This window comes from Bacteroides sp. NSJ-39 (assembly GCF_014287315.1).
Taxonomy (GTDB): Bacteria; Bacteroidota; Bacteroidia; order Bacteroidales; family Bacteroidaceae; genus Bacteroides; species Bacteroides finegoldii.
On sequence record NZ_JACOOB010000008.1, the window covers coordinates 94,292 to 118,834 of the forward strand.

Annotated in this window: 13 protein-coding genes; 3 read left to right on the forward strand and 10 right to left on the reverse strand. The window is 46.1% G+C overall.

Annotation, left to right across the window (positions count from 1 at the left end; genetic code table 11):
* Positions 1 to 133 precede the first annotated feature (133 nt).
* Positions 134 to 1,240 (forward strand): DUF6340 family protein, encoded by a 1,107-nt coding sequence (locus H8S63_RS11355; protein ID WP_186926830.1) that lies wholly within the window; start codon positions 134 to 136, stop codon positions 1,238 to 1,240.
* A gap of 61 nt (positions 1,241 to 1,301) precedes the next feature.
* Positions 1,302 to 1,748, forward strand: coding sequence for a hypothetical protein (locus tag H8S63_RS11360; RefSeq protein ID WP_007758332.1), 447 nt, complete (start codon positions 1,302 to 1,304; stop codon positions 1,746 to 1,748).
* A gap of 175 nt (positions 1,749 to 1,923) precedes the next feature.
* On the opposite strand, the gene H8S63_RS11365 is transcribed toward H8S63_RS11360, so the two are convergent.
* Positions 1,924 to 4,560: a valine--tRNA ligase gene (locus tag H8S63_RS11365; RefSeq protein WP_186926831.1), complete on the reverse strand. Its 2,637-nt coding sequence runs from the start codon at positions 4,558 to 4,560 to the stop codon at positions 1,924 to 1,926.
* Positions 4,561 to 4,716: 156 nt separating this feature from the next.
* Between H8S63_RS11365 and H8S63_RS11370 the strand changes: the two genes are divergently transcribed.
* Entirely contained in the window at positions 4,717 to 5,772 is a 1,056-nt protein-coding gene (locus H8S63_RS11370) for a DUF3810 domain-containing protein (RefSeq protein ID WP_186926832.1), read from the forward strand.
* 104 nt (positions 5,773 to 5,876) lie between these two features.
* On the opposite strand, the gene H8S63_RS11375 is transcribed toward H8S63_RS11370, so the two are convergent.
* The 9 genes from H8S63_RS11375 to H8S63_RS11415 are packed head-to-tail and all read right to left on the reverse strand — an operon-like array spanning position 5,877 to position 24,483.
* The gene (locus H8S63_RS11375) at positions 5,877 to 8,624 is read right to left on the reverse strand and encodes a sugar-binding domain-containing protein (RefSeq protein WP_186926833.1); all 2,748 of its coding nucleotides are present in this window, start codon (positions 8,622 to 8,624) and stop codon (positions 5,877 to 5,879) included.
* Between the two features lie 5 nt (positions 8,625 to 8,629).
* Complete coding sequence (locus H8S63_RS11380; RefSeq protein WP_186926834.1) at positions 8,630 to 10,228, reverse strand: right-handed parallel beta-helix repeat-containing protein; 1,599 nt, start codon at positions 10,226 to 10,228, stop codon at positions 8,630 to 8,632.
* A gap of 27 nt (positions 10,229 to 10,255) precedes the next feature.
* Complete coding sequence (gene galA / locus H8S63_RS11385) at positions 10,256 to 13,108, reverse strand: beta-galactosidase GalA (protein ID WP_186926835.1); 2,853 nt, start codon at positions 13,106 to 13,108, stop codon at positions 10,256 to 10,258.
* Between the two features lie 12 nt (positions 13,109 to 13,120).
* Complete coding sequence (locus H8S63_RS11390; protein WP_186926836.1) at positions 13,121 to 14,359, reverse strand: alpha-L-fucosidase; 1,239 nt, start codon at positions 14,357 to 14,359, stop codon at positions 13,121 to 13,123.
* Between the two features lie 7 nt (positions 14,360 to 14,366).
* A complete protein-coding gene (locus tag H8S63_RS11395) occupies positions 14,367 to 15,707 on the reverse strand; it encodes an alpha-L-fucosidase (RefSeq protein ID WP_186926837.1) in 1,341 nt (446 codons plus the stop codon).
* A gap of 22 nt (positions 15,708 to 15,729) precedes the next feature.
* Positions 15,730 to 18,216 (reverse strand): hypothetical protein, encoded by a 2,487-nt coding sequence (locus tag H8S63_RS11400; protein WP_186926838.1) that lies wholly within the window; start codon positions 18,214 to 18,216, stop codon positions 15,730 to 15,732.
* An 11-nt stretch (positions 18,217 to 18,227) separates the two neighbouring features.
* Positions 18,228 to 19,163, reverse strand: a complete 936-nt coding sequence (locus tag H8S63_RS11405; RefSeq protein WP_186926839.1) for a hypothetical protein — start codon at positions 19,161 to 19,163, stop codon at positions 18,228 to 18,230.
* Positions 19,164 to 19,182: 19 nt separating this feature from the next.
* On the reverse strand, positions 19,183 to 21,066 hold the full coding sequence (locus H8S63_RS11410) for a RagB/SusD family nutrient uptake outer membrane protein (RefSeq protein WP_186926840.1): 1,884 nt from the start codon (positions 21,064 to 21,066) through the stop codon (positions 19,183 to 19,185).
* A 12-nt stretch (positions 21,067 to 21,078) separates the two neighbouring features.
* Positions 21,079 to 24,483 (reverse strand): TonB-dependent receptor, encoded by a 3,405-nt coding sequence (locus H8S63_RS11415; RefSeq protein WP_186926841.1) that lies wholly within the window; start codon positions 24,481 to 24,483, stop codon positions 21,079 to 21,081.
* Between the last annotated feature and the right edge of the window lie 60 nt (positions 24,484 to 24,543).

A 24,543-nucleotide genomic window follows, 5' to 3' on the forward strand; every position in this document is an offset into this window, starting at 1 on the left:
TTGTACCCGGCGCTCCCTATCTTCCAATTATAAAAGAAAGCCTTAAACGGTTAAAAACTGTTTGAGGCTTTCTTTTGTTCTTTCAAAATAGTACTTTTGTTCAAACTACTAAATGTATTAAATTGTATTGACTATGGCAAAATCTTATTCATTGGCATTCGTTTCTCTGTTTCTATTGCTATTCGGCAGCTGTCAAAGTATAGAACAGATTTCCATTGATTATCTGCAACCTGCCGATTTGAGTTTTCCTCCTCAACTTCGTAAAGTGGCCATCGTAAATAATACAAGTAATGCACCGGACGATAAGCTGACTCCCCAAACTAAAAAATCGAAAGACAATAGAGTTGAAATAAGCCGTGCCATAGCTTATGCCAATGGCGATCCTAAGGTTGCGGCAGAAGCGATGGCGGAAGAAATAGCGCATCAGAACTACTTTGACGAAGTGGTGATTTGCGACTCTGCCTTGCGGACAAACGATAAAATCTCCCGTGAAAGTACACTTTCTCAAGAGGAAGTCCGCCAGCTAGCTTCCGATCTGAGAGTAGATCTGATTATTGCTTTGGAAAATCTGCAATTCAAAATAACGAAAACAGTACGTTACTTGGAGGAATTCGGGTGTTATCAAGGTGCAATAGATGCGAAAGTCTATCCAACGGTATCCGTATACCTGCCCGAACGGAGTAAACCGATGGCTACTATCCGTCTCAATGACAGCATTTTCTGGGAGGATTTCGGAATTTCACCTACAGAAGCCGCCGCACAAATCATCCCCACAAAAGATATGCTGAAAGAGGCTTCTGAGTTCGCAGGAACCGTACCCGTAAAATATATTGTCCCTATCTGGAAGAACGGGAAACGTTATCTGTATACCGGTGGCTCCGTCCCCATGCGCGATGCGGCTATTTATGTACGCGAAAATTCGTGGGACGAAGCATACGAACTTTGGAATCAAGCCTACCAATCGACTAAAAACGAAAAGAAAAAGATGCGTGCAGCTCTTAATATAGCTGTTTATTATGAGATGAAAGATAGTCTGGCAAAAGCGGAAAAATGGGCTACTACCGCTCAACAACACGCCCGGAAAACAGAATTGAAAAAGAATACCGGCAACAATAAAATCAATACCGACGAAGCACCGAATTACTTCTACATCAGCCTCTATTTAACCGAATTGAAGGAGAGAAACGCCCAATTATCCAAGCTTAAGCTACAAATGAACCGATTTAATGATGATTTTTAAAGAAATCGTGTATCAAATCTTATTTTTTTTATACCTTTGAGCTAACAAAAAGAAGGAATCCATGAAATTGAGCGAACAATCACTATCTATTATCAAATCGGCTATCCAAAAGGCAGTCGCTAAATACACCTGTAACTGTGAACAAACAGCAGTAACCGATATCCACCTCCAACCGGACCAGACTTCAGGGCAACTTAATGTTTACAACGATGATGATGAAGAATTAGCCAACGTCATGATAGAAGAATGGGCTACATACGACGGTGATGATTTTTTGGAAAATGTAGAACCTTCTTTGCGCAGTATCCTGTGCAGAATGAAGGAGGCGGGGGACTTCGAGAAGATTACCATCTTGAAGCCTTACTCATTCGTTCTGGTAGATGAAGAAAAAGAAACCGTAGCCGAGCTATTATTAATAGACGACGATACGATACTGGTAAACGATGAACTTCTGAAAGGATTGGATAAGGAATTGGACGATTTCTTAAAAGAGCTGTTAGAAAAATAAACTCCTTCACTAATTACAATTCTTTCTATCAAGCTGATTCGTTCCAGCGCTTAGATTGGAACGAAATATTCAATATTAAAAGTTAATTAAGAAGAAACAGCACTTATTGAATTAAAAACAGAAGGCATCCCAAATCTAATTGAGATGCCTTACATATACCAAAAGTATCAGAAAGTTATACCTTCTTCAAAGCCTCAATACTTTCTTTCAAAGATTTGATAATACTTTCCGCATCTGCCTGTTTCTTACGTTCCAATTCAAGAACAGCCGCCGGAGCATTATTAACGAATTTCTCGTTGCTAAGTTTTTTCAGCACTCCTTGCAAGAACCCTTCTTTGTGTTTGAGTTCCGCTTCCATACGGGCGATCTCCGCTTTCACATCAATCATATTCCCCAATGGAACGGCGAATTCAGTTGTTCCAATCATGAAGGAAGCTGCACCTTCCGGCTTGCTCTCCACTACTGTAAGAGAAGAAAGATTACACATCTTAATGATAACCGGATTCATCTTCTCTACCGGATGACTGCCTACAACCTGTAATTCAAGTTGTTCTTTCATGGCAATATTCTTCTGCAAACGAATACTGCGAACATTACTGATAATTTCCTTAGCAACCTCAAACTCTTGCAGGAATTTCTCATTCACTTCATTCGGCTCGAACATTTGGGTTACCATCAAGCTAGCCCCCGGTTTACGTTCACGCAGTTGCTGCCACAGTTCTTCTGTAATAAACGGCATGAAAGGATGAAGCATTTCAAGCAGACGTTCGAAAGAGCTAAGAACCATATCATAAATAAAACCATTTACAGGTTGCCCGTAAGCCGGTTTCACTATTTCCAGCAACCAAGAAGAAAATTCATCCCAGAACAGCTTATAAACCAACATCAACGCTTCACTCAAACGATATTTAGAGAAAAGATCAGCTACTTCAACTGCCGCCGCATCCAATCTTTGATCAAACCATTGAACAGCCAAATGCGCATCAGCGGGAATGGGAACGGACCCCATACCGTTTGTCCATCCTTTAATCAGACGGAAAGCATTCCATATCTTGTTGCAGAAGTTACGTCCCTGTTCGCAAAGGGCGTCGTCGAAAAGAATGTCGTTTCCGGCGGGAGCTGAAAGCATCATACCCATACGTACACCGTCAGCACCATATTTGTCAATCAGTTCGAGCGGATCAGGAGAGTTACCGAGCGACTTGGACATCTTACGACCCAGCTTATCACGAACGATACCCGTGAAGTAAACGTTCTTAAACGGCATTTTTCCTTCATATTCATAACCTGCCATAATCATACGGGCTACCCAGAAGAAGATAATGTCCGGTCCTGTCACAAGGTCGCTTGTCGGATAGTAGTATTTGATTTCTTCGTTGCCCGGGTTGTTGATTCCGTCAAACAAAGAGATAGGCCACAACCAGGAAGAGAACCAAGTGTCCAGGCAATCTTCATCCTGACGAAGGTCTTCCATTGTCAGGGCGGCATTACCCGTCTTTTCTTTTGCTTTTGCCAGAGCTTCCTCGGGAGTAGCGGCTACTACATAGCCACCTTCCGGCAGGAAGTATGCAGGAATACGATGTCCCCACCACAACTGACGGCTGATACACCAGTCTTTGATGTTTTCCATCCAGTGACGGTAGGTATTCTTGTATTTGGCAGGGTAGAATTTCAGATCGTCGTTCATTACCGGAGGCAATGCCATATCTGCAAAATGTTGCATCTTGAGGAACCATTGCATAGACAATTTCGGTTCGATCACAACGTTGGTACGTTCCGAATATCCTACCTTATTTGTATAGGCTTCTATTTTTTCCAGCAATCCGGCAGCTTCGAGGTCCTTCTCGATCTGCTTACGAACATCGAAACGGTCCATACCGATATACATACCGGCAGCTTCGCTCAATGTACCGTTGTCATTGAAAATATCGATACTAGGCAAGTTGTATTTTTCACCCAGCATATAGTCGTTTACATCATGGGCCGGGGTTACTTTCAGACAACCCGTACCGAATTCGATGTCTACATAATCATCCTCAATCACAGGAATGACACGGTTTACCAGCGGAACGATCACTTTCTTTCCTTTCAGCCATTCGTTCTTCGGGTCGTTCGGATTGATACACATAGCCGTATCACCCATAATTGTTTCAGGACGGGTTGTTGCAACAACCGCGTAGCGACCTTCCGGATCACCTTCTACCTTATAGCGGAGATAATACAGTTTTCCATGTTCTTCTTTGTAGATGACCTCTTCGTCCGAAAGGGCAGTCAGCGCTTTCGGGTCCCAGTTCACCATACGGACTCCGCGATAGATCAGTCCTTTATCGAACAAATCAACGAATACTTTGATAACGCTTTCGCTACGTTTCTCGTCCATAGTAAAGGCTGTACGATCCCAGTCGCAGGATGCACCGAGCTTGCGAAGCTGTTTGAGGATGATACCTCCATGTTCGTCCGTCCAGTCCCAGGCATGTTTCAGAAATTCGTCACGGGTCAAGTCGGTTTTCTTGATACCTTGCGCGGCAAGTTTGTTTACGACTTTCGCTTCAGTGGCGATGGAAGCATGGTCAGTTCCCGGCACCCAGCAGGCATTTTTGCCTTCCATACGGGCACGGCGAACCAAAATATCCTGAATGGTATTATTAAGCATATGTCCCATGTGCAACACACCGGTGACATTAGGAGGAGGGATGACGATGGTGTAAGGTTCACGACCATCGGGTTTAGAACTGAATAAATGATTGTCCAGCCAATACTGGTACCACTTTCCCTCCACATCAGCGGGATTGTACTTACTTGCTAATTCCATATTGCTTTATGTATATAATAGATTGTATATTCAGAAATAACGGGTGCAAAATTAATAATTTAAATTCAGCCCTTAACAGTTTTTCATTAAAAATAGAGGTATTTTTTCGCGTAACGTCTATTAAATGCATATTTTTGTTGACCAAAATCCGAATGAATGATAAAACGGTGGTTGAAAAACAGACATATAGTATTGGGAGTATTACTGCTTTTAGTATGGATGACGCAGTTGATTCCTGCCTTGGCAACCGTATATTCTCAAACAATCTACCCCTTTATTTCCTATGGTTTATCAGCTATTTCCAATCTATTCCCTTTTGCGATAGGAGATTTGTTTATCTTCCTCAGTATCGTAGGGGTTATCGTTTATCCTATTTACGGCCGTTTCCGCAAGAAACTGCCTTGGAAGAGAGTTTTATTACGTGACGGAGAATACCTGTTATGGATTTACGTGTGGTTCTATCTTGCCTGGGGACTCAATTATTCCCAAAAGAACTTTTATCAACGGACTGAGATTCCTTACACAGCCTATACGCCGGAGAATTTTAAAGAGTTTGTGAATGATTATATCACGCAACTCAATCGTTCCTATACTCCGGTGAATAGTATCAATCAGGATTTGGTGCGTGAAGAAACCGTACGAATTTATAATCAGCTGAGCGACAGCCTCGGGGTGCACCGTCCGCCACATGATTATCTCAAAGCAAAAACAATGCTGTTCACTCCGTTTATCTCGATGGTAGGGGTGACGGGCAGTATGGGGCCTTTCTTCTGTGAGTTTACACTGAATGGAGATTTGCTTCCCGCTAACTATCCGGCCACTTATGCTCACGAACTGGCGCATCTGCTGGGCATCACAAGCGAAGCGGAAGCCAATTTCTATGCTTATCAAGTCTGTACCCGTTCCCAAGCAATGGATATTCGTTTTTCCGGCTATTTTTCCGTACTCGGCCATGTATTGGGAAACGCACGCAGGTTGTTGTCGGGGGAAGAATACACTCAACTGTCTGAACGTATCCGCCCGGAAATAATTGAACTGGCAAAAGACAATCAAGCGTATTGGGCAGCGAAATACAGTCCGGTGGCAGGAGCGGTACAGGATTGGATATATGACCTCTATCTGAAAGGAAACAAGATAGAGAGCGGTCGGAAAAACTATTCGGAAGTGGTGGGACTGCTGATTTCGTATCGGGAGTGGGAAAGATCTCTTTAATGGATATCTCCGGTTAATAATCCTCACAATTAGAGCCTGTAAAAAACAAAGTTTAAAACAGGCTCTAACAAAGAACAATATTCCAATACATGATTTTCCTAAAATCAGGGGTGGAACAGACATTGAAGCTGTTCTTCCGAGAGTTCGTTTTTCGGATCAAATGACCTGCTATCCATATATTTCAACAAGCTATAACGCAGTTGACGGGATACAGGTCGTGTGTCCGAATTCTTCATAAAGTCTACGCTACAGACCAAAAGCCGTCCTTTGCCGACCCGAGCCTCGAACAACAGAGCCAAATTCCTATTCTTAAAAAAGTTGTCCATCATACAGATTATAGGTCGCAAATCAGCGTCAATTCTGTCTAATTCCATCACCGCAGCATGCTTGCAAATATCCCACCATTGCCAATTGCTATGCCTTTCCGTAGGAAAATGCACCAATGACGGATGGGTAGGATCGCAAAGTATTCCCATTGTCCCAACCTGTTTCGGAAAATGAAGCGGACTCCAAAACACGGGAACAAATTTTCCATTTATTCCATAAACAGCCTCCGGAGTCGGATTCAACAGCACCTTCTTTCCAAGCCGTAAAGCATCCTTGGCTTCCTCCAAATCCCTGGTATAGACGATGTCCTTCACTGCATTCGGCAATCGGGAAGGATATACCCATACATGCCAGCTGTTCTTCCACTCCCCCATTTCCAATGACAGAATCAACTGTTTCGCAACATCTATTTCCGATAAAGATATTGAAACGGCTCCCAAGGAACAAGCGTTGCCGACAGGTATGTTCCGAACAGGTAACGAACCTTCCTCAAAAGAAGTCCCTGCCATGTCTTTCAAACTCCACTTCGGGCACATCTGTTTCAGTTCTTCACTGCTGAAGTTAGCTGCCTCAAACATTACATCAAGTGTCTCATTATTCATATAGACAGCCTTTTCAAAACGGGCCAACGGTACTACCGGAGCACAAAACCGTCGGAATTCTTCAGCAGACACTATACCTTTACTGTCCCAAAATGCATCAAGGACTCCGACCAAAGACATACTTTGTCCGGGAAAATCGCGCAGTCCCAAAAGCTGGAATCCGCTGAAGCCAGGAGTTTTCAAAGCTCTCTCTATTTCTTCTTTATACAATAATTTGGCAAACATACCGCTGGCGGTCAAATAATCATCCGCCATGTCCAACCGTCCTTTTTTCTCCAAGTCTTTGGCTACCGCCTCAAGGCCCAACGGTAATAGACAACCGGTATATTTACCAATCCCTTTTAAATCCGGATATATGCCATACTGACCGACTTCATGCGCCACAACCGGTACGGTAAGACCCTCAATTGAAGCAGAGTAATCCTCATTGAAACAGATCGGTTTAGTATCAAAGATACCTTGTCCGCGTATCCATCCTTTCTTGGTCCATTGTGTCACCCAAAAATCATCATTGGATTCCGGCCACCGCCCATGCTTGTCGCCAAAAGAGAACGTAGTGGCACTATACAAACGACGTTTTCCGTCATTCTCCCTTAAATAGACGAGAATGTCATCCAGTACCTCATAATCCCCCTTAAGTTCGTTACCCAAACTCCAGAAACAAAAAGAAGGATGGTTTCCATACGTATTCATAATACGTTCTGCTTCACGGGACTGAAAAGCGATAATGCCTTTATCCGAACCTATCTTCAAATCCCACCACGGCAGTTCCACTTGCAAGTAGAACCCCATTCTGTCCGCGACACGGAAAGCTGCTTCCGGCGGACACCAGGAATGGAAGCGCAGATGGTTCAATCCATAATTACGGGCAGTACGAAAAACTTTCTCCCAGCCAGGTTCACCCGTAGGCGGGTAACCAGTCAACGGGAATACACAACATTCCAAAGTACCTCTGAGAAAAAGCCTTCTCCCGTTTATCTGTAACAGTGAGTGTTCGTTGGTAAGTTTACGCATACCGAACTGCTCGGTTCTACGCTCCTTTTTACCGTCTACCCGGAGAATTGCAACAGCCTCATACAAATTCGGCGCAAATTCATCCCAAGTCTTCATCTCATGTATAGGATAATCAAAACAGATCTCATTACCGACAACAGAAGACTTCCGAACCGGGAGCCTTTTACCTGCCGGTGTTTCCACAAAGAAGCGGAAATCGGGCTTCGAGAAAGACGCATCTTCACCGCCAAGACAAATTCTCACTCTTACTTTCTCATTGTCTACATCCGGAATCAATTCCATTGTTTCTATCCAGTTACGGTTCTTGACCGTCAATGCAATTTTCCCTACAACACCATTCCAAATCGTCTGAGACTGATTTGTATAGGCGTGTGACCAATTGGTAGCCTTGATTTCTTTTGGAGGACGGTTATCGATACGAAGCACCAACGTATTCTTCTTTCCGGGAAGTAAAAGCCCGCCTATGTCGAAAGAATGCGGAACAGACAAGCTCTCACCTGTATGATTTACAGGTTTACCGTTTACCCATATACGGGACTGCCAAATAACCCGTTCTAAAGTAAGAAATACTTGCTTCCCTTTCCAAGATTCCGGAACGTGTACTTCTTTTCTGTACCACGCCGCACCTACATAATCGTATTTCCGCTTCAATTGAGCAAATACACCTTTATCCATTACAGGCTTAAACGAACAAGGAATACCATACCCGCCTTCGCAAAGCGTTCCCGGTAAAACAATATGATCAGGAAAAGATCTGTCGGCCCATTTTTCAGTTACTCCAATATCCAAGCTGTCCAAGGCAACTTCCCACTCTCCGGCAAGGTTTATTTCTTGTGCCGACAAGGCACAAGAAATAAACCATAAATCCATTATGCACAAGAATGATTTTATAAATTCTACTTTTTTCATTAATTTCATTCCTTTTCCATCTCTGCAAAGAAAGCCTCAACTGCTTCTCTTTTTACAAAATAGAATTCTTTTCCACATACAGTCTTCTTCTCCATTAATTTGTAAAGTCCTTCGTACCCTTCGGCATCGACTCCAACCACTTGTTCTTGATAGTAATCAGAAGCCTTGCGCGCACCCGCATCTTCCGGAATGTCCGTGCAGTTCCCCAGATACCAGTTGTTCTCAAACAGTGCATCGGCTCCGTTCATGACGAACTTGTGCGGCTTGGTTTGATAAGGTGCATAAAACACGTTACTCCGGAATACAGGGTTCTTCACTAAAGCTCGTCCATTAGACGCCGTCACCAGGCTGAAGTCATAATCGTCTTTTACTTTGGTGGGAGAAGTGTGGATGATGTTATGATCTATCTGCGGATTTACGGCACCACCCGAAAAATGAATTAGGGCAGAGGGATCTTTCTCCTCTTTTTCAGGACGTATCCCATCGTTGATACTGATGTTATATCTTACTTTACTTTCCAACACACCGATATTATTGATATGAGTAGCGCTAGGATCATCGCAGAAAAGCACAAAACCACCATGATTGTTAGTGCTGTAATTGTATTGTATCACCGTGTTCCGGCAGTTATAATCGCAGTCAAAAGCCTGTCCGTCCGTCATGGCCTGATGACCGTCCACAAAGTTATATTGAATGGTCACATTGTCGCTGCTCCAAGGCCAGAACCCGGCTGCCGCCCTCCATTTCTTTCCCAACCACGGGCACTCCCTCATTACATTATACTCGACCAGCACACCGTCGCATCCCATTGGCAGGATACCGTCACCGGGTACTTTCTCCAACAGATTACCGCGAATAATGATATCACTATTTGGATACCAGTTCGCACGGTTGCAATAAGCGCTTCCCGAACCGCTCCAAAAGATGCCGTTACGGGTACAGTTGACGATGTGGCAGTTCTCGATAAGCAATTTCTCAAATTTCGTTTTTTTCTCCTTTCCTGTGTTGGAAAGCATGATGGCTCCACTGTATTTGTCCTTTGGAGCATGCTCCATTGTATAAGCTCCAGTGACGTTCTGCACAGTCAGTTCTCTAATGACAAGGCCTCTGGACGTACCATAATCTTTACATTCAATCTTCAGTCCTGAGCGCGAAGATAAGTATTCGCCTTTGTTTTCGATGGCAATGTGCTGCATCGTCACATAAGAAGAATTATAGATACGTGCAGCATACAAATCCATTTGTCTTCCCTTTACAAGAGGCTTTTCTTTCTCCTCTTCACCATACGCATCAATCACGACAGGCTGTTTTTTTGTACCTTCTGCCGTGATGTCCAACACCCCCTCAAAGGTCTCGCCTCTTTTTAAGAACAGGGCATCACCGGGCTGATACTTGAAAGTACTCGCTTTATCCAGGGTCTTCCACGCCTTTTCCGGAGAAGTACCTTCGTTCTCGTCGCTACCAGCCGTAGCATCTAAGTAATACGTTTTCGGGGTCTCATTTACCGTTTCTATTTTCCGGTATTCATAACTGTCTAGTCCATTCTCGCTGCATGCACACAATAAAGCAGCAAAAAGCATATTTCCGATACTCATATATTTCATATTTTTGTTTTTTATCAATTGAATAAATCATTTTCCTTGCAGGTTCACACTTCCTTTCAACCCCACATACGCATTAGGGACGGCTTGAAGCAACACACGCAAATCACATATTCCTTTCGTGGACGGAAAGTCCACCTTGAAGTCCTTTTCCTGAAGTTCGTCTTTCTTGCCCAGCAACTTGCCGTTCAGCCATATTTCCGCCTTTCCCGCCAAGTTCTTGAAGACCAGTGCTCCACCGCCCTCACGGTATTCCACGTAAGGAACAAACGTGGTGCGTACCATGACGTAACGCGCCTTATTGAGCTTGATGGATCTGCCCCGTCCGATAGTAATGGGCTGCCAGCTGTTCATGTCGTTGTCTGCAATCACACAGGTCACATCCGGCCTTTCCAACGAAAGCGGAGAGGCAGACCAGCTGCCCAGTGTCATAGGCGGATCTTCCGGTTGCACGAAGGGGAGGCAGTTCGCACGGCTCACCGGTATGGTTAGCCTAAAAGGCTTCAATCCGGATGCCGTAGCGGTCAGCACAGCTTCACCTACCGCCTCGTCTGCTTGCAAGATTACCTGCGCCAGTCCATTGAACAAACTCCGGCTATTTCCTTTTTCCGCTTCGTGGCAGTTAGGGTCCCCATTACCTAGTCCTATTATCCGGACAGGTCCTTCTACGGCAAATGTCACCTTCAAGTTGGCAGTAGGCACGGGACGTCCCTTCCAGTCAAGAGCTTCCACCGTCACGGGCATGGCATCCCTTCCGTCTCCCGACAAAGAAGTGCGGTAGGGTTGTAAACGAAGTGCCACCGGCTTGCCGGTTGTTTCCACCTGCGCACGTGCAGCGACTTTCCTGTTCCTATAACCCACGACTTCCAATTTGCCTGGAGCATAAGGCACGTGCCAGGTATTCATCTCAAACGAATCTACTTTCTGTTCCGACACCAGCTTGCCGTTGAGCAGGAGCTTCACACGGTCCAGGTTGCTGAATGCCATCACTTTCACGGGCTTTCCGATAGAATCTTCCGGCCAGTTCCAATGGGGTATCAACTCCAACACCGGTTTGTCTTTCCTCCACTGCGCCTGATGTAGGTAATAGGCCGATTTCGGGAAACCGCACAAATCCATTATGCCGAAGAACGAACTGGCAGAAGGCCAGGCAAACGGGGTTGGCTCGCCATGATAGTCGAAACCGGTCCAATAGAAGCAACCTGCCATCCACGGACGCTCGGCCACTGCGCGCCATGCCTTACGGTGAGTAGCTCCCCATCCTACGGATTGCGTGTCATACGAATCAAGCACATGGCGTGAGCGGTCGGTCACATATTCCCCTCGCACCATGATGGCCGATCCGTCTTCCGAGCTAGTCAGCGGCAATCGAGGTGTCTGAGCATGAAACCGGTCATAAGCATGTATCTGATAATTGAAGCCTGCCACATCTACGGCCATTGATACATTGTATTCCGAGAAGAAACCACCATTCATGGCCGCCGTCACCGGACGTGTTGTATCCAATTGTTTCACCACGGCACTCATCCGGCGTACCATCTCGTAGCCGTTCTCCGAGCCCTGCATGGGTTCTTCGTTAAACACCGACCACAGAATCACGCTCGGACAGTTGCGGTCACGGCGTACCAGCCATTCCAACTGCCGCACGTATTCGGGCGACGTATTGAAGAGGCGGTTTTCATCCAACACCATGATTCCCATGCTGTCGCACGCCTGCATGAATTCCTTCGACATTGGGTTGTGCACCGCACGGAAAGCGTTCACACCCATTTCTTTCAGCTTGCGCAGTCGAAACTCCCACATCGCATCAGGCATGGCCACGCCTACTCCGGCATGATCCTGATGACAGCACACACCTTTTAATTTCAAGTTCTTGCCATTTAGCCAGAAGCCGGTGTCCGCATCGAAGCGGATGGTGCGGAAGCCACAAGCGGTTTCCACTTCGTCTGTCACCGTCCCGTTCTGTCGCACTATAGTCCGGACTTTGTAGAGCACCGGAGAGTCAGGCGACCACAGTTGCGGATTGTTCACAGACAACTTCAGGTTGGCCGTGACCTGTTGCAAGGCATCTACCTGCACACGTGCTATTTGCGCAGCCACTTCTTCCCCGTCGGGTGTCAGCAAGGTGACTTCCACCTCGCTATCAGCAGACTTTTTGCCTGAGTTATAGAGCGTGACTTCCGCCGGGATTTCCCAGCTTCCATCTTCCCGTTTCACCGGATGCGCGAACACGCCATCGGTCGGGATATGGAGTGCCGAGCGCTTCACCAGCCAAGTGTGGCGGTAAATACCGGCTCCCTCATACCACCAGCCCTCCTGAGCTTCAGCGTCCACACGCACCGCCACCGTATTCAGGTCGTCCCCGTAGGTGGCATAGGGCGTGATATCAATATACATGGAAGTATAGCCACACCAGTTGCGGTGGAGTACCGTGCCGTTCACCCAAATAGTAGCGTGCGTGGCGATACCGTCAAACTGCAATTCAATGTGTTTCCCCTTGTCTTCGGGTGCAAGGCGGAACTTCCGCCGATACCATCCGAATCCGCGGTGGTAATACCCCTGCGAAAGGTTGGCGGTAGAATCTATCCGGCCTTCGATTGCCCAGTCGTGGGGCAGATCGAGCGTCCTCCACGAAGAATCATCGTAAACGGGGGCAGCAGCTCCCCTCACGCCTCCAGCCTTAGTGCTGCGGTAGGTCTCATTGTGCCCTTTTATTACCGGACGCGGGATGTCGCCCAAATGGAAACGCCATCCTTTATCCAGTGAAAGGACCTCTCTCCGGGTAAGGGCTTCCTGCGCCTGCAAGAAAACAGTTGTTCCCATACACAGCAACAGAAAGATTACGCATCCCCACACACAACGATTAAAATGAGATATTTGCATAAACGGATTCTGTTAGTTAGCTGTCTGGTTCACTTTCTCCTTTTCCACTTTCTGCACATTTTTCGTACGGAACTTCATGTAGTCCTTAGTGTTCAGTTTTGGAAATCCGTACTTTTCGATGTGAGCCCCCACCTCTTTCAGAGTCTTAATATTGGCTTCCTGAATGCTCCCGTCCGGATAAGGCGCGATATTCAGCAGGAGGTTGGCATTCATCTTTGCGCAGTTTTCCAGAAGTTCCAGCACCTCTTCCTTAGTGCGCTGGTGCTGGCGCGGCGATTCATAATATCCCCAAGCCATCGTCTGGATGGGAATGTTCAACTCGGCCGGCTTACTCATGTTGCTTTTCCAAGAACGGTCAGCCGCGTCCTGTACCGACTTGGGCAGTCCCGCACCTTTGAACAGGGGAGCCAGCGAACCCATGTTCCGCTCTCCGGTAATGAAGTCCTCGTTACCGTTAGCACCGGTCTTATACACCACCAAAGCATGGGGTTGTATGGCATGAATCATGTCATATACTTCCTGCACGTTGAACATATCGGGATGCTGGTATACGCCACCCACCGTATCGAACCAAAAACCTGCTATCGGACCATATTGGGTACAAAGTTCCATGATCTGTGTCTTGGCAAAGTTCATGTAATGCTTGAAGTCTTCCGGCTTTTCATATCTGTACTGCGCAGGCTGAGGATCGTACTTCGGCCGTGCGGGATTGTACATGGAGCGCGGCATATAGAACGGGTGATGCCAATCGAGCCCCAGCGAATAGTAGATAAAAAGTCCCACCCCCGCTTTCCGGCAGGCCTGCGCCAGCTCCTTCAAGAAATCACGCTGAGGCGTGAAGTCCATGCAGTCATAATCACTCGCTTTAGAATCCCACATTGCGTAGCCATCGTGGTGCTTAGACACAAAAGTGATGTATTTCATCTTCGCGCTGACGGCCAAGTTCACGTAATCTTGGGCATTAAAGCCCTCACCCGTAAGTTCACGAGCTTTCTGCACATATTCGTCCAAGGGAATGTTGCGGTTGTACATAATCCATTCGCCTTTCTTGTAAAGGCTATAAGGTCCCCAGTGGATGAACAGCCCGAAACGTGCATCCTTGAACCAAGTCAAAGAGGCTTCTTTCGGCGAACGGGCATACTCGGCCTCATACCCTTTCAGGAAATAAGGCATTTCTCTCCAAGTCTGTTCCTGCCCTCTTGCTATCCAAACCAAAGAGCAAAAATACAGTATTACTACAAATCTGTTCATAAACATCTTATTTAAAATATAATTTCACAGTATCTACCTGTCTGGTTCGTAACTCATTCGGAATGGAAAGCCTCAACACCCTATTTTTGTATTGGAAATTGATTTCGTCACCTGTCCGTAGCAAGACCGCTCTCACAGGTTCTTGGTTCAACTCTTTCACGGTAATTGTGGATTGAAAGTCGGGGAAAGCATGCAAATAAATGACATGTTCCTCCTCTTTCACCGTCACAGGCTGATTGGCAGTTTCTGACCAACCTCCTCCGCGAGTACCATAAATAGATTCGCCCGAGTGATTCATCCATTTTCCTATCACATTCCATGCCTCCAGTGCCTCTTCGGGAATACTACCGTCGGCAGCAGGTCCCACATTGGCCAAATAATTGCCACCCCACGCACGTAAACGTACTAGATTCTCTATCACGTCATCTCCGCTATCCATTCGGTCGCAATATGAGAATGACCAACGGCGACTTGGCCAACAAGGATCGCATGTTTCAAACCAACCGATAAATCGCTTCTTGGGTAATCCTCCTTCAGAATCTCCATAATCCCCTCTTTGCTTGTTGCGGCGGTTGATGACAATTCCAGGTTGCAGTTTCCTAATCCAATCATTCGATACTTCGGCCTGTCCGCCATCAAACCACATGAGGTCAATCCTTCCGTATTCAGTGAGTAGTTCCTTCAATTGGTTGCGAACCATCTTTATTCGCTTCTCGTCATGTCCTTCCGGTTTTTGTGGAATTGAGGCTACCAGCTCATGATTGTAATTATAATACTTATCACCTTTTTTACCAAAACTGCGATAAAGTCGATCGTAATGCCAATCTGGTGGCGAGAAATAAAGCCCGACCTTTAGTCCATACTTGTGGCAGGCATCCACCACTTCTTTCACCAAATCCCGACCGTTCATTTTTTGCTTCACACCAAAGTCACCGTATCTGCTTGGCCACAATGTATATCCATCGTGATGCTTGGCAGTAAATACCACATATTTGAATCCGGCTTCTTTAGCCGCCTTCACCCAATTGTCTGGATTGAAATTCACAGGCTTCCATTTGTCTGCCAGCTTCCAATATTCCGTAGGAGCTATTTCACCATCTTCCCAAGCCTTGTTTCCTATCATTCCCCAAGACAAGTCAATGCCGCCATGCACAGCAGCCATCCCAAAATGAACAAAGAGTCCTAATCCTGCATCAGGAAACCACTGCGCCAGAGGGTGATTATTGAGCAAAGGCTGTTTGGAACCTATCTGTTGTAACAGCGCATGTTGCTCCTTTGAATCATTGTTCTGTGACCACACCATTGAAGGAATCAACACTAAACAGAATAAAATATACTTTATTTTCATCGTTTTTATCCTCCAAATACATCTATTTATATGTCAACCAAGCCGTTGCTTCTGTATCCGCGTCAGTAGAGAACCGGATCCAACGTGCCTGGAATTCTTCTGGAAACTGCCAATTCCACACTTCACCGGCTTTCACGGTCTGTACTTTGTAAGTCATCCAGTCTCCGTTGCCGGTAGGATCGGCTTCAATAGTAAACGTTACATTCTTGTCGGCCTTATGTGACAAGGTCAATTCTTTCCGATCGTAGAATCCTATCAGGTAAGGATCAGACGGAATACCTGCCTTTACAATCGCATCCTTCCACGGACCTCCCTGCCCCACAGGCTTACCTAGTTTCCACAAGTCGTCGATGGCTCCGGCCCATACGGCAGCTTTCCCATCGTCCGACACGATAATGTGTGCATTGTCTCCCGCTTCCTCCGGCTTCACTCCGGTCAGCACTAGCATGCCGCGATAAGAGGCATAATCATGAATGCGGAATGGATGAGTGGCTATCGGACGAATTTTTGCATACCCGTCCGCATTTTCAGCAGGAAGTTCATAGAAAGTACCCATGCAAGAGAAGAGATCACGTTCCGTAGCCACTTCGCGGCAGATGCGGAGACGCGCCTGTTCGGTCAGGCTTCGGTAGCTCTCATTGCCCAAAGGCAACCGCCAGCGACGTCCGGCCTCGTCCACCACCAGCACCGAACCGGATTCGATATCTACCACACGTTCGGGGATAGCAAACTTCTCTCGGATAAAGTTGGCGGTAGCCGTGTCGGTCTTGTGCACCAACTCCAGTTTTTCACCCATTTCATAGTAACCGGTTTCCACCACTTTGCCATCGGTTTCCGTGCAGGCGAGCAAGCCTAGCGCACGGCGGTTGTCACCCAAACCATACAGCAAACCGCCAGTGAGCGTAGTGTCTTCTGCTTTGACCAGTCCGGCAAACATCGAAGCCGGTTTGGCAGCACGCGTATCGGGCACAGTATAGGTGAATGCCACGGTAGCACGTGTGGCCTTATCAGTCTTCACGCGAATCCATTCCCCTTTATCCGTGGCCGGGAAATTCACAGCGCAAGCTTTGCCCGCATCCACGGTGACTTGCTTCAGGTTCTTCCAACTATTGTTACCTTGTTCGTCCACTTCGTAGGTGAAAGTGACCGCTGTATCTCCATCGTTCTTTATCCAACCCATACGGACGTTCCATCCGGCAAACAGATAAGGGTCGGAGCATTCACCGGCCTTCACTTCCTCTTTTATCCACAATGCACCGTCCACGGTAGCAGGACCTAGCTCATCGGGTTTGGTAACCGATGTGAACCACAGGTTCGAGTTCGATTGGCCAGGACCTTCGATACCTCCTTTTGCCTTACGCCGGTTGAGAAACTCCTTCTGTGCCGAATCATCACAACCGAACACCAATTCGTCGTTCCAGCGGGTGAAATCACCAATGACTTTCAGATAGCTGGTACGCGGGCGAATGCCGGCTGACGAAGTCGTAGTAAACGTGCCGGGAAAACGCCAGAAAAGTCCGTGCATAGTCATCAGATAATCGGGCGATCCTTCTTTGCCGATATTGCGGATGCGCGGCCATTCGGTGTTCCATCCGTGAGCACCGTCATATGAGTGGCTCGCTTTGGGAAGACGGTAAAATGTCCATTCCTTTTCGGGTTCCCTTACGCCTAATAACACCGACTTGTGGTCCCAACCCGTTGCCCAAATGGGGTCTGTTTCCGGATGAGTACTTCCGTAAATTCCGTCAGGACCGGTAATTTCCACAAACTGGTTGCGACGCACAACTTTCCATTCCTTACCATCCCATTCGGAAAGCGATCCGGACTCCGCATCAAAGTATTTCATGGCCTGCGGTGTGTTCTCTCCATTATCTGAATACACCAGCACGCCCTGACCTGAATACAGACCTTTCCCGTGCGCACCCGGCAGCAAGTCTTTGTAAGGCGGATTGTGTACCGGGTCTTCCTTATGACGTCGGCGACCGGCATTACCGTCGGCGAAAAGTTCGGTGACTTCCAGAGAGTGCACGTCCACCTCGTAGAAACCTTCTTCCATAGTGGCGATATAGAGTTTGTTGTTCGGATCGGTCAGATGGCGTGCCGAACCGGTGTAGCGACCGGGTGCGGTCTGCCAGGGAATAACACGCACTGTCGAAGTGCTGTCTATCCAATAAGGACCGATGTTCAGCTGCTTCGATTCGCGGTGAATCATGCGGTTAGCATGTGTTCCACCAATACTTTCCGAGCGTACAATCAGTTTTTTGTCAGGTGTAATCTCATATAATTTGTCAGAGGAGCCGAAAGCCATGTGGGGTCCGTAGGTAACGGCCCAAAGACTGCCGTTCCAAGGAACCACGGCCCCAGTACCGCACTCGCCTTCATCATTGTAGAAGGCGAGGTGCGGGTAGATTCCTGAAATACAATCTATCTGTTTTTTTTCTTGAAGAGAACAAGCCAATAAACCCGCGCTCAATACCCCTCCATATAATAAATTTACAATTTTTTTCATAATCACATATATTATTCAGTTATTTCTACTACGTCATACATCTTAAATTCACTCATACAAAAGCCACTCTTATATGATCCATAGATACTCTTTGTCATAGTAGCTATAAATTTCACATAAGTAAAAGCAACGGAAGCCTTACATTCTTTTGAAATAAATTCCCCAGATGCTTGATCCGGTAACCCGTCTACTGTTGTAAGCGTGGTCACTTTCTGCCACTCATCTGTTTCTGTCGCTCTTACATAGCACTCTAATTCTGTAATGACACGGTTATTAGTTGTTGAAGTTGAATTTTTATAATAGAATTTCAAATAGGTCTGCGGTTTCGCGCATGTCACATAGATATTCCACACATCTTCAGTCCCTGCACTTCCCCAAGGATAAATGATAGTATTATCTTTTCCATCCGTCAAAATACCCTTTGATTGATAATCAGCCGGTGAACATTTTGTCTTTTCAGTTCCATTCGATTCAAGTACCAAAACTGCAATAGCTGAAGGTTCCAGATTCATCACGGTTGATTCAAGAACAGGTATGGCCGGCTCGCTTGGCTCGTCAGGAGTTTCCACCTTGTCTTCTGCTGTTCCTTTCACCGTTTGTATAGTCCCCGGTGTAAAGGTTTGGCTGAAAGGTTGCAGGGTGAAAGTGTATTCCCCATACTTGCTCCCGGTATTTTCGATACGGTAGGAACTTTCATAACCGCTTACCGTTTTCATAACATCCTTTCCCACCACCGGGTCGTGGTAACGGATTTCCACGTAACGGTTACGATTCTCTTCCGTATCTTCCACATAATGCCAGTTCAAGGTAATGGTACCCTGATTTGTTGTGAATGCCAAATCACTAATTTCATTTGCAGGAAGGGTCTGTCTTTCTTCATCATTACAACCTGCCAAAAGCAGACCCGTATATATCATATATAGCAAAGCTATCTTAAATTTCTTCATATCCATTCGTTTTTAAACATTAATCATTATATCCCGGATTCTGCACCATTTTGTCATTCATGTTGACTTCCTCAATCGGAATAGGAAGCAGATAGTGTGCGGAAATAAAACGACGCTGCACATCCACTGTCATGGGTTGGGCAAACCTTTCCAGTTCTTTTTCTTTCACGGACAGCCCCATGGGCTGTTCACCCAAAGATTCGGCTATACCCCAACGTCGTAAATCCCAGAAATTGTGGTTCTCCAGATAAAGTTCTATTTGTCGTTCTCTGTGGACTATTTCTCGCAATTTCGCTTGGTCAAGCGAAGCCACCCCCTTCCAGGAGTCTTCTACCTTGGGAATACCGGCACGCTCACGCACCTTATTCAAATAAATCTTTCCTTCATCCAACAAGTTCGCTTCGATACAAGCTTCCGCATAACCTAAATATATCTCCCCCAGGCGAATAATCGGCCATGGATACTGCATCACATCAATTCCCTTGTCCGATACGTTTGTGCTTGGATGAGTTCCCTTCTTGTTCAAGTAGCCGGTTTTTGTTCCATACTTTCCATCAGTGTTTATACCCATATTCTGCTCTTTACAAAACTGTACATATTGTTTGTAGGCATTCACCTTATATTCTGGAGAGAACGAATTCTTTTCACCCGTAGTATTCTGTCCTTTTACCTCATAATAGCCCTCGTGGAAAGCTACCCATGCATAAAAACGCGGTTCTCGATTAAGGTTCATTTGGAGTGTCCGCTTATTTTGTCGGCCGTATGTCCAATCAGCTGGAGTACTCACCAACTCATACATATCCAGTTCTCGGAATGCCGGATCTTCATCAATAGGCAAACCATTTTTAGTGTAAAAACGTTCAATCTGCCGTAAAGTAATGGCCAATCCTCCAAAAGAAATACTTCCCCAACGAGGTACCGACTTCGCCTGCAAATTCCACCGGTCTTCTTTAGCACAATAGGCCCAAATCACTTCTTCAGTATTCTCTTTGTCTACAAAGGTAAAACGCAGATTGCGCAGTGTCTTGTCGGCCGGTTCCGGTGCGGAGCTCATCAATCCGACACCTTCAGCCTTGTACAGTTCGTACACACCTTTCACCAGTTGCAGTACTTCCTGATAGGCTTCCACAGCCTTGTTCCATTTCTGAGCATCGTAGGCAGTACTGATGAGCTGCGTGCCGTCCGGATTACGGAACGAGGAATACATTCCTCGAAACTTCTCGCCTCCGTTAAACTGGGGGGAAGCCGCATAGAGCAGTAACCGTGCGCGCAGTGCCATAGCTACTACTTTGGTAGCACGTCCGTAATCATCCCCCTCACGGGTGAGTGGCAACCTTCCAGCTGCCGATTTGAACTGTTCGGCTACCCAGTCCACACATTCGTCATACGGGCGCCTGCCAAGTAGATTTTCGTCATTTAAATCTACCAACTGCTTCACTAACACTACCGGTCCATACAAGCGCATCAGATAATAGTGGTGATAGGCGATTAGAAAATCCGCCTCGGCAATATATTCGTCCATCTGTTGGCGAGTCATGCCGGGCACAGTCTCTATGTTCTGCTTCAACATGTAACATTGACGTATTCCTTTGTATAGGTCGTTCCAGTAATTAATAATCGGATTACTCGGTGTATAGGTTCCTTTTGCAAAGTTGGCAAACTTCTCATGTTCCCATGCTGTCACTACATCATCTCCTGTCAGCAAGTCTATGGATTCACTGGTAGCGCTCGGTGATTTCATATATGCATAGCAAGAATACAGGTATCTCTCCGCCGCCGCTAAATTCTTGAAGGCATCCGCCTCCGTGGCATTCTCATCGGGTACAATATCCAGATAGTTGCAGGAATAACAACTTACTACCAACACAAGCACTAGAACTATCTTATTTATCACTTGTTTCATAATTCATCATTTTTAGCGTTTACCATTTATTGTCATCTGAAAACCAATATTGAAAACCCTTTGCGTAGGATATTTCAATCCATTTCCTCCGCCCTGTTCCGGATCCCACAAGTCGAATTTGGAAAAAGTCAGCAAATTGGAACCACGCAGATAGAAACGCATGGACTTATATGTGTAGCCTAATTCCATGTTCTTTAGTTTCAGAAAATCACCGTCGCGCATCCAATAAAGAGATGTCTGCGAGTTGTTTTTGTTCTCAATGGCGGTAAGACGCGGATAGGTGGCATGAATATTCTGGTTGTCCGGGCTCCAATGGTTTTCTGCTATGAATGTTTGCAAATTTCTCACAAACCCCTCGCCAAACGGCTGCAAATTGCTCATAAACAGAGATGTTTTCGCTACTCCTTGAAAGAAGAAAGAAAAGTCCCATCCTTTCCACCGGAAAGAAGGACCGAACCCGTATACAATCTCCGGTGTAGTGGGATCACCTAAAGGTACCCGATCATTTTGATCAATCACCCCGTCATACTTCCCATAACGGTTGGGCACATTTACATACTTGATATCACCGGGACCTACAAAGCCGCCTACCAGCTGTCCAGGACTATTGTCAATCTCTGTTTGATCGACAAACAAGTGGTCGGATAGATATCCCCATTGTTGGCTCACGCTGTATCCTACCTTCGACAGATTGGGATAATCACCGTAACTTTCATTGTATTTCCGGATTTCATTGTGAGCATACGTAAATGTCCCCTTAAAAGTCATGCTAAAATCCCGGTTAAACTGGTGTCCGAAGTCGAGTGACAGGTCGAATCCCTGATTACGCACTTCCGCATTATTAGCATAAAACTTTGTTCCATATACTCCCGAATAATACGGAATGTTCTCGATGGTTTGGAAAATATTACTACGGTCTTCACGAAAGATGTCAAACGTCAGGTTAATATTTTTCCAAAAGGTCATATCAAACCCTAAGTTATACTTCTTGCCTACTTCCCAAGTCAGATCGGTGTTGGCAAAGCGTTTGTAAACCGGACCTTTTAACTCGATTTCCTGATTCTTTCCCGTAGTGAAACTGTCACTTCCCTTTAAATCCACGTCCGATAGGTAAAGAAAACGGCTGTTGCTTACCTGATCATTACCTACAAGACCGTAAGAAGCCCTGATTTTCAAACGCGGGATGTATTTTCGCAAAGGTTCGAAAAATGCTTCCTCACTGATGTTGTATCCGATGGCAAACGAGGGGAATAGACCGAAACGGTGATTCTTCGCAAAGTTTTCCGAACCGTTATAACCCAAGTTGATCTCCGCCATATATCGGTTGTCGAACATATAAGAGGCACGGGCAGCCAATCCCTGACGACGTTTCGGAAGGGCCTTCAGTAAATCTTTTCCCGGATTGTGATCCATATATTCGTCTTGATTGTAAATCAACAATCCGCTTACGTCGTGTTTGCCGAAAGCACGGTTATACTCTAACATAGCTTGAAAATAAATCTGACGGTGTCCCGTATTCGAACTGGAAGTGGCAAGAACGGGATTCACTTCTTCACCTACACGACTCAACGTGAAATCATAAGTTCCGTCTTCATAGCCCGTATAGTTTTCCAATGTAAAGGTATTATACGGGGCTGTGCGATTCTGTGTGGAAGTGGAAAGACTTTTGAAAGAGGCCAGTGCCTTGAACTTTAATCCCGGAGTGATGAACTTCAAATCCTGGTCGAAAGTAAATGAGGCGGTTACAGTGCTCTGAAACAAGTCGGAATAGCCTTTCACCAATTCCGCCACCGGATTGCTGGCTCCTGTGGCCCCCCACTTCACGTAGGTGGTCTCTCCGTCGGTCGGAAAATATACCGGAGCAACCACCGGATTGGTGTTTATCACGTGATTATATAAGCTCGATGTAGAGCTAGAGGGCGAACTTTTGTCCACTAACATCACGTTCAGACGCAAAGACAATCGCGAAGTTTCGCCTAATTTGGCGTTAATATTGTTTTGAAACGAATAACGCATGCGATTGATATTGTTACTAAATGAAAAGAACTCCTTGGAACGGTTTCTCAACATACCTTCCTCGTGGACGACCGAAACGCTGGAGAAATAATCCACTTTCCGTCCACCTCCACGAATATTAAAATTCACTGACTGACTGAACGCCTGGTCTTTGAAAATCTCATCATACCAGTTGACATTCGGGAAAATATAAGGGTTCAGTCCCTTACGGGTACCTTCAATCTTTTCTGTAGGGTAGGGAATCTGTCCCGAAGGATGGTTGTTTACCGCTTCGTTAAACAGTTCCATATATGAAACACCGTCCACAAAATCGGGAATATTGGTTGGTGCAGACATACTTCCTTCTACACGGAAGTTGATTATCGGTTTGTCAAGACTTGCACCTGACTTTGTGGTAACAATCATAACACCGTTGGCTCCACGCATACCATACATGGCTGTAGCGGTAGCATCTTTCAGAATAGAGAATCCTTCAATCACCTCTGGGTCAATGGCGTTCAAGTCAGCGGCGGTAGCTTCCACTCCGTCAATAACAATCAAAGGGTCTGTACTAGCACTTCCCAATGTGGAAACTCCGCGAATCCAGAAATTCGCTCCATCGGCTCCCGGCTCCCCTGTACGCTGCATGGCAATGACACCAGCCAAACGGCCCGCAAAAGAAGTGGAAAGATTAGATGATGGCACTTCCAAATCAGACGGACGGATGGTCTGCACCGACCCCACCACGCTGACTTTTTTCTGCCCCGTTCCGAAAGCGGTGACCACCACTTCTTCCAATACCCCGGTATCTTCCTGCAACACCACTACTACCTGATTTCGTCCGCCCACTTTTACCTGCTGCGCTTTGTAGCCGATGTAAGAGATTTCCAATGTGGCATCTGCCGGTACAGAGAGTGAATACAATCCGTCAATGTTCGTGGTCGTACCGGTGGAGGTACCTACCACAGTCACGGTAGCACCGATAAGCGGTTCTCCCCCTTGGTCTTTGACCAATCCCTGAATGGTCTTTTTGTGTTCGCTTCCGGTAGGAGAAGATGTTTTCTTTTCTTCTCCTGCCTTCAGCAAAATCTGCCGGTCTCTAATCTCCCAGACCACAGAGGTACCCTGAAACATCTTTTCCAATACTTGCACAATGGTGTTATTGGTAGCTTTTACCGTGACACGGCGTTTGTCATCCACCTTGTCCTCGGTATAGAGAAATACATATTCGCTTTGTTTTTCAATATGCTTTATCACAGTACGCACTGAGACGTCCGTCAAAGTGAAAGTGAAGAGTTTCTGGCGGTTATAATCTGACAAGTCAGCCGCCTTAGCCTGTAAAAAGAATAAAAATAAGCAAAATAAGAATAAAGCTTTACATAGATGGGGACTATGAAAGCAATTCAAACTAAATGTTTTCATAACTTTGTTTTTAGAATGGTTAAACTAAGGTCAAAACATTGGTTTTAGCACAAGCAAGAA